Annotated in this window: 7 protein-coding genes; 3 read left to right on the top strand and 4 right to left on the bottom strand. The window is 42.3% G+C overall.

The features are described from left to right. Both ASJ81_RS06845 and ASJ81_RS06840 read right to left on the bottom strand, forming a co-directional pair. The coding region (locus ASJ81_RS06845; RefSeq protein ID WP_095643524.1) for an IS1634 family transposase at positions 1-1,074 on the bottom strand (1,074 nt) is incomplete at its 3' end. Positions 1,075-1,212: 138 nt separating this feature from the next. Then, positions 1,213-1,533 carry a hypothetical protein gene (locus ASJ81_RS06840; RefSeq protein WP_095643831.1) on the bottom strand — a complete coding sequence of 107 codons (321 nt, stop codon included), beginning with the start codon at positions 1,531-1,533 and terminating at the stop codon, positions 1,213-1,215. Positions 1,534-1,578: 45 nt separating this feature from the next. Between ASJ81_RS06840 and ASJ81_RS06835 the strand changes: the two genes are divergently transcribed. From ASJ81_RS06835 to ASJ81_RS06825, 3 genes are all read left to right on the top strand, one after another. After that, on the top strand, positions 1,579-2,058 hold the full coding sequence (locus ASJ81_RS06835) for a hydrolase (protein ID WP_095643830.1): 480 nt from the start codon (positions 1,579-1,581) through the stop codon (positions 2,056-2,058). A 334-nt stretch (positions 2,059-2,392) separates the two neighbouring features. Then, complete coding sequence (locus tag ASJ81_RS06830) at positions 2,393-2,713, top strand: hypothetical protein (protein WP_095643829.1); 321 nt, start codon at positions 2,393-2,395, stop codon at positions 2,711-2,713. A gap of 120 nt (positions 2,714-2,833) precedes the next feature. Then, entirely contained in the window at positions 2,834-3,871 is a 1,038-nt protein-coding gene (locus tag ASJ81_RS06825) for a class I SAM-dependent methyltransferase (RefSeq protein ID WP_245859881.1), read from the top strand. A 277-nt stretch (positions 3,872-4,148) separates the two neighbouring features. On the opposite strand, the gene alaS is transcribed toward ASJ81_RS06825, so the two are convergent. Continuing rightward, positions 4,149-6,920 carry an alanine--tRNA ligase gene (gene alaS / locus ASJ81_RS06815; RefSeq protein ID WP_095643832.1) on the bottom strand — a complete coding sequence of 924 codons (2,772 nt, stop codon included), beginning with the start codon at positions 6,918-6,920 and terminating at the stop codon, positions 4,149-4,151. A gap of 507 nt (positions 6,921-7,427) precedes the next feature. Next, the gene (locus ASJ81_RS06810; protein ID WP_095643826.1) at positions 7,428-7,688 is read right to left on the bottom strand and encodes a YhbY family RNA-binding protein; all 261 of its coding nucleotides are present in this window, start codon (positions 7,686-7,688) and stop codon (positions 7,428-7,430) included. Between the last annotated feature and the right edge of the window lie 127 nt (positions 7,689-7,815).

Here is a 7,815-nt window from a genome sequence, read left to right as displayed (position 1 = left end):
TTTTTTAACGGTTTTCAAATCTACTTTTTCAAACACAATAGAAGGGAAATCTGCAGTCCATTTTTCTGCTGCTTTTAATGCATCTTCTTCACAGAAAAAGTCCTCTCCTACCAGTTTTTTAAGCGACTTTTCTGCTTTTTCAAGTTCATTTTGAAGCTTCTTTCTGAGAGTTATCTCTTTCTTTTCTTTCATTTTATGAGAAAGCAACAAAACCCACTTTTGCTTGACTCCCCCATAATCAACAAAGGTTTGATAAAATGAGTATCTTTCATCGCTTTTCAGTGGCTTCAGGTTTAGATTTGCAGTTAGCAGTTCCTTTGCCTCATTAATTGTTGCAGGAACACGACTGATCCAGAATGACTTTCCTATATTATTGATATTATTGTCAGTGTAAAAGGAACTATCAGCGACATAGTACACTTTGCTTTCAGGACTTAAAGCTGATTTGAGAGACTTTATTGCTTCCAGAATTGTGCTTTTGTCGGAAGCATTCCCTGAATGAGTGTTCATAAAAAGGGGTATTCCATGCTGATTTACAATCAAACTTAGCACAAATTGTTTGAGATCCCATCTTCCGTTTTTGGGAATTCCAAAAGTGATATCAATAGACTCCGTTTCTTCGTCTTGATAATCACCATAAACGCTGACACTTGTAGTGTCAGCGTGTAAACAATGGACAGGAATAGGTAGACGATTCATAATGTGAAGAACAATTTCCGTAAACAGTTTTGTAGGACCATACTTTACGATTCTGTCAAGAGTTTCTCCGATAGCATATTGATTCAGATCTTCTCGTGTTACACCTTCTCCAAAAAGTCTTTCTATAGAAATATTCCTGAAAAAGTCAGGAAAAAGGTATAGACGTTGACCTATGAAACCAAGACCATTGAGTACCATGGCAAGGATGCAGACTGAGTGAGGAATCTTGTGATCCCTTTCCTTTGGGAGTTTCTCATCGATCAGTTTGTCAACTTCAAGTTCTCGGAAAACTCCAGCAATGAGACCAAGGTGACCTAAAAATCTTGTACGTTTTATTGAGGATTCGACTAGTCGACTGTTGTTTTTGTCTGCCATGGAAAATCAAGAAAAAAGATGTGAGAATAATTATATTAACTTATATGTTTACCTGCCGAATCTAGGATGAAAAGTCCTTTATAAGGGTAAAAAGCTGTTTGGGCCTACTCAACTTAAAAAAGAAACTCTCGTGTTCGTCTAAAGTTTTTCTTTACTGAAATAAACAGCGTAGATCTTTCCTTCATCAGTGAGACACCAGATTTTTACTGCAGATTTCCCACCAGCGGGCTCTCCTCGTTTTATTGAACCTTTCCTGCTTGAAAGAAGGCCGGATGTTTCCAGGGATTTGAGAATTGGGGTAGTAGTCTGAGGGGTTACTCCAAAGTGATTTGCTATGTTTTTGCTTATGAAGGGCTTCAATTTTTCATCGTCGCATTGATCAACAGGTTTTTTCAGTTTCTTTTCTTCCTGAATGCCAAAATCAAGAAGTATTTTTTCACTAGAAATAACCAAAACCAAAACCTAAAATAACCCCCAAAGTCATTACTTAACACGGTGAAACTCATGACCACTGAACTCGAAACTCCGGAATGTTGTCCTCGATTTGACCCCGCCCCCTGGGACGGAAAATTGTTTGAATGGAACAATAAAAGGTTCATCAAGGACTCGGTTACTACACAGTTTTACATGCCTCTGAATTTTGGAGAGGTAATAATGCGGATGAACGAGAAAGTCGCCAGGGCAGGAGCAGAAATGCCGGACTGGCTCTGTTTGTCGGACCACACCTCAGAAAGCAACATGGACCTTTACCTGGCTGTTGATAAAGAAGTCGACGGCGCTGAAAACGTAACACTGAGCGGGAAATTTTTGAGCAAAGTCTATGAGGGAGACTTCGAAAAAACAGGAGAATGGTGCCAGGACTTTGAAGCCTACGCAAAAAGCCAGGACCTGGAAGTCAAGAAATGGTACATGTGGTATACTACCTGTCCTGCATGTGCTGAGAAGTATGGGAAAAACTACGTTGTGATCATAGCTGAAATTTAAAATAAAAATAGAGTTATAATATCGGAGATCTGGGCTTCTGTCCCGGGTTTGCAACTCTTTTAATTATGTAAAGTGAGTGAAAAAGCTCTCTGGAAGGTTATTCCTGCGAAAAGAAGGAGAATATTTGAAAAATCACTCCTTTTTTCCTTTTTCCAGTGATTTCTGTGATTTCCGTGGTTCTTAACGTCACTAATAAAAATAAGGATTGAAACTTATTGGGCTTACTCTGATGGTTCTACTTAACCGCTTTTTCTTACAAGATGAAAACCTAAGGAAATTCGATTTCAAGCAGCAAAGAATAAAAATATAATCTTTCAGGGAAATTCAATCTTGTATGAAACCAATAAAGGAAAGTGAAACTCTTTTAGAGGAAATGAAGAAATACTTGCCGATTCCAGCTCACCTCACTAGAGAATCAAGTAAAGCCCTTGATAAAGAAGGAAAACATATCGATCCGGACCAGGAAATAGAAATAGTCGATGTACTTGATTCAGGGGACATGGGCGGTATAGTTTGCGTTATTAGTAAAAGGGAAGAGCAGCAGGTACTTATTGTTTCGTTAACTCATCTGTTAATAAAGCCGGATCACCCTTTAAGCGATAAGATAGCGTCTTATCAAAAAAAGAGGATCAGAAGGTTAAAAAGGTATGGATAACTGAAAATATTTCCGGTGACCTCTAAAATCCGTCATCAGGAAGTTGCTGAGTGAAACTCTACAATCTTCTTTTTTCAGTCGCCTTTAAATCCAATAACCTATCTACTACTCCTGATCGACGTGGCACGGAGAAAACAATTTGAGAAGCCCCTGCATGGGGACAAGGAAAGCCTGCGCTTTGCAACCCCTGAGCCCATTGCCCGCTACAGGGCGCAACGTTTAAGATCTAAGGTTCTGGCTGACGTCAGCTGTGGGATAGGAGGACAAACTGTCTTTTTCGCCCAGCAGTGCGAGTTCGTATATGCAGTGGAAATCGACCCCAAAAAAATCGAGTATGCAAAACAGAACTGCGCAATGTACGGGCTTGAAAACGTGAAATTCATTTGCGGGGACGCCCTTGACCCGAAAGTCATAGAGCAGATCCCGGCTGTTGATGTGATATTTTCCGATCCTTTCCGGCCGGCCGAAGAAAACGAAAGGCATGTTTCAAGCCTTGAGCCGGGAATTCCGAATGTACTGGCTGCTTACGGTGAAAAAACCCGAAATTTTGCATTTGAAGCTCCGCCCCAGATGCCACCTGAAAGGATTCCTTTTGACTGCGAAAAAGAGTACATCTCGCTGGATGGACAGCTCAACCGCCTTACCCTTTACTTTGGAGGACTGAAGCAGTATGACCGTATGGCTGTGGCTCTGCCTGCAGGCGAAGGGCTGATTCCGAAATACGGACTTCCGCAGGTAAAGGAAACTGATAAAATGAAACTCTGCGCTTATGAACCTGAACCGTCCGTAGTTGCAGCCGAGTTGTTGCCTGAACTTGCAGAATCCATGATACAGATGGCAGGACCTCTGATGGGAGGTTTTGAGCTTTTCATAGTTGACAAAAAAAGGCTTTTATTGACATCGGATGCCCTGATAAAGCAGTCCATGATCAAAAATCATTATCTAGTGCTAAAAGTTTGTCCATTTGAACCAAAAGAGATCAATAAATTCCTGAAAGGCCAGAATATAGGGAGCGTTGTGCTCAGAGCAGGTGTGAAGCCCGAAGAATACTGGGAAGTGCGAAATGCGGTTGAAAAAGACCTCGAAGGAAATAAAACCGTGCACCTATTTGTAAAAGACGAAATTGCAATCCTTTGCGAAGTTATCTTTAACGATTGATTGAAAAACAATTAAAAACAATTAAAAATAATTAAAAAAATAAAAGGAAAGAAAAAGATAGGGAAGAAATTGCCGGGAATTAAAAACCCGGTATCTTCAGGCTTACCTGTACTTCCTTTTTTCAGGCTTACCTGTACTTCCTTTTTTCAGGCTTACCTGTACTTCCTTTTTTCAGGCTTACCTGTACTTCCTTTTTTCAGGCTTACCTGTACTTCCTTTTTTCAGGCTTACCTGTACTTCCTTTTTTCAGGCTTACCTGTACTTCCTTTTTTCAGGCTTATTTGCAGGCTTCTTTTACGAGTTCAAGCCCACGGGTAAGGGCATCCTGAATTCTTGAAGGGTCAGTTCCACCGCCCATAGCAAGAGCAGGTTTTCCGCCTCCGCCTCCGCTCACAAGCTTCGACATTTCACGAACAAGGCTGCCTGCATTGACTCCACAGCTTAAGGCCTTTTGCCCGGCAGAAGCTACGAGTTTAACCCCTTCGGCATCACTTGCCAGAAGAGTTACCACATCTTCATATTTCAGGAGCTCAGTAGCGGTCTTCTGGAGTTCAAGGGAATCGGCTTCGGGAATGAATTCGGCAATAACCTTAAGGCCTGCAACCTCTGAAGCTCCTCCAAGCAGCCTGTAAACCCTGGCACGAGCAATCTCTTCCTTAAGTTTCTCGTTTTCTTTCTTGAGGTCTTTCCATTCCCCAAAGAAACGCTCAACACTTGCCGGAAGCTGCTCTGGGGGCACACTCAGAGTCTTTGCGGAATCGGCCAGGAGAGAGTCTATCTTTTGCATGGCACGTACGGCTGCAACTCCTGCTGCAAACTCAACTCTCTCAACTCCATCCTGGATCCTCTCAGTCCTCAGGATTTTGATCGGGCCGACAACTCCTGTACTGACGCAGTGCGTACCTGCACAGGCCTCAACATCATCTCCGACCTTTACAACTCTGATTTTTTCTCCTGGAGGCACTCCACCCTGGTAGAGCCCAAAGCCGTATTCCTGCTCGGCTTCAGTCCTTGGCATCCACTCCGTAATAACACGCTTATTTTCCATAACCATGCGGTTTGCCAGGAGCTCTATCTGTTTCAGTTCTTCAGAGGAGATATGCTTGTAATGCGAAAGGTCAAGCCTCGAATGGTCCTCAAACTTCTGAGCACCGGCCTGCCAGATGTGTTTTCCAAGGACTTTTCTGGCTGCATCGTTTACGATATGAGTTGCTGTGTGATGCCTTGCAAGAGTCATCCTGCGCCTTTCGTCTACTTTGCCATTGACAATGTCACCCTTGCGGATATCAAGATTCCCATCAGGGTTCTCTACGGTGTGTACTATTACACCGTCATAGACCTGGACATCCACAACCCTGTATACCGCGTACCCGGTAGCGATTGTTCCCGTATCTGAAGGCTGCCCTCCGCCTTCGGCGTAGAAAAAGGTGCTATCCAGCACTATGTTGTTGTCAAAGACATCCAGTACAACAGCCTCGAATTCCAGGCGCGTAGGCTCGTCATAGAAGCTGCGCTTTGTTTTCGGCAGATGTTTAAGCCGGTCTGCAAACGGAACTACTTTTTTTTCCTTTTCTTCAGCCTTGTTATGCAGCTCACCAATAATGGAATAGAAGTTGTCAGGGAATTCTACATCCACTCCGACTTCGGATGCTACTTCTTTTGCCATCTCGGGCGGGATTCCGTGAGAGTCGTAAAGTTCAGTTAACTGGGATAAAGGAATCTTTTCCCCGGTTTTCTTGAAATGAGATGCCGATTTCTGAATGATCCTGCGGCCTCTCTCCATTGTGTTACGGAACTTCTCTTCTTCGGATTCCAGGATATCCTGTATGACCGGGAAATTCTCCCTGAACTCGGGATACTCCGGCATATTCTTTATGTGCATATCCATGATCTCGGAAAGCGGAGTATGGATATCAAGGTCACCCATCATGCGTAAAGTCCGCCTGAGGACAAGCCTTGCAAGGTACCCTGCCTTGACGTTTGAGGGAATAATCCCGTCTCCAAGCATGAAAGTCAGACAGCGTGTATGGTCAGTAATTGAATAGACTTTCTCTACGGGCTCCATTATAGACGAGAGTTTTTCCACGGTCATTCCGATACTTGAAGCAACCTTTTTCCTGAGTTCCTGAAGGTTTGCCTGTTCACTGACATCCATAAACCCTGCAAGCCGTGCGTTCTGGGCCAGGATATTTGCATATTCGGAATTGTCCAGTTCATGCTCAAGTCCTGCAAGACCCATGAGTTCGTTCACTATACCAGGGAAAAGTGCGTCATAGATTGTAGGTGAGCCCTTAGAAGCCCAGACAAAACGTTCGAGTCCGTATCCTGTATCCACGATATAGTTATCCATCTTCGAATAGGTCTCACCTTTGATGAGAATGTCACCTTTTTTGTCAGCTTTCAGATCCATGAAAACAAGGGTAGCAAGCTCAAGCCCGTGCACAAGAACCTCGACACAGGGCCCTGCATTTCCTCCGCCTGCCCAGGGTTCTTCCTTGTAACTTACAGCAAAGGGATCTAACTTAAGTGAACTAAGGAGTTCATCACAGAGTTCCAGGGTATGTTCCTTCCAGTAAATTTCATGATCTCTTTTATTGAAGGCATGATGTGCCATCATTTCAAAGGTTGTAAGATGGCGCCCGCTTCTACCCACCGAATCCAGGTCGTTCAGTCGAATGCAGGGCTGGGAAATCGTGAGAGGATTTGCAGGTGGGGGGACCTGTCCTGAGGTTACGAAAGGCTGAAAGTCTGCAATGGATGCAATTGTAAGATAAAGGTCATCCCTCCAGCGGGCAACTACAGGATAACGGTTGATCCTTGTGTGCCCTCTTTCCTCAAAGAAGGAGAGGTAATACTCACGCATCTGGGAGATATCAAATTCCTTGGAAAAAACCGGGTTTCCTATAAAGGTATAAGGATCACAGGGCGCATCTCCGCATGTCTTTCTGTCAGGGTCACGTGTCCAGAAGAATTTGCCACATGACTGGCACTGCTTCCGGACGAACCCGTTATTTTTGAAAAATTCAAGTTGATATTCATCTTCAAGCATAACAATCTCTCCGGAGGGTTGGGTTTTGCTCTGTCCTGGTCTATCTGGAAACAAAAGGGGAAATACCCCAACTCAACCGTTTTAAGAAACTTCCAGGCACTTAAAGTGCACACATATGGAGTTTTTATGGAGTTTTGAATTCTTATACAGTAATTCAGTTTATTCGTTCGTCAACTTTTATATAAATCATAGGGAGACTAGTCTGAAATAATGAAACATCTATAATATGTAAATTGTGTGTGAATAATTTGCAACTGGATGTTGCTTTTGCAGCATAAATAACTTACTAACATGGCGAAATATATAATAAGTTTATATTAAAGCAACTTCATACTTATAGACTTTAACCTATTACATAGATTATACTGAAAAACCTTGTTCCTCATTTTAAAAGGCAGGAGATTATTCTTAATTAAGTAAAAGACAGGCTTTGTATTCGAAAGCTCGTCAAAAATCGGATTAGGAAAAGGATAATTCCTGCATCTTAACTCTTACCTGATCGAGTTCTTACCTGTATAGAACCACTGTCCTTCCACGTACCTCTATCACAGTGGATCTCGTAGCTGTAGCAATTTCCTCCGCGATAGCCTTTAAATCTTTTCCTTCTTCAGCACTTTTCAATACCCTTACCTTCACAAGCCTGTTAGCTTTTATCTGCTTATTCAGTTCTTCAACTAGAGAGTCCGTTATCCCATTCTTTCCGACATTAAGAATAGGAGAAAGCTGATTTGCTTCAGCTTTCAACCTGTACAACTTTTCTTTCTCCATTGCCCTTCCTCATACTAATTTGTAAAATTAATTCTGCCAATTATGAAATATTCATATTATTATATTTTACAATTTATTATATTTTACAATTTATTATATTTTACAATTTATTATATTTTACAAATTA

It is taken from the genome of Methanosarcina spelaei (assembly GCF_002287235.1).
Taxonomy (GTDB): domain Archaea; phylum Halobacteriota; class Methanosarcinia; order Methanosarcinales; family Methanosarcinaceae; genus Methanosarcina; species Methanosarcina spelaei.
Note: the sequence above shows the minus strand (reverse complement) of the source record. Positions and strands in the feature narration are given on the sequence as shown.

Excerpts from the sequence above, each read along its gene's own strand:
- ASJ81_RS06835 (WP_095643830.1), top strand. The coding sequence starts at position 1,579 with ATGACCACTGAACTCGAAACTCCGGAATGTTGTCCTCGATTTGACCCC.
- ASJ81_RS06830 (WP_095643829.1), top strand. The coding sequence starts at position 2,393 with ATGAAACCAATAAAGGAAAGTGAAACTCTTTTAGAGGAAATGAAGAAA.
- alaS (WP_095643832.1), bottom strand. The coding sequence starts at position 6,920 with ATGCTTGAAGATGAATATCAACTTGAATTTTTCAAAAATAACGGGTTC.
- ASJ81_RS06810 (WP_095643826.1), bottom strand. The coding sequence starts at position 7,688 with ATGGAGAAAGAAAAGTTGTACAGGTTGAAAGCTGAAGCAAATCAGCTT.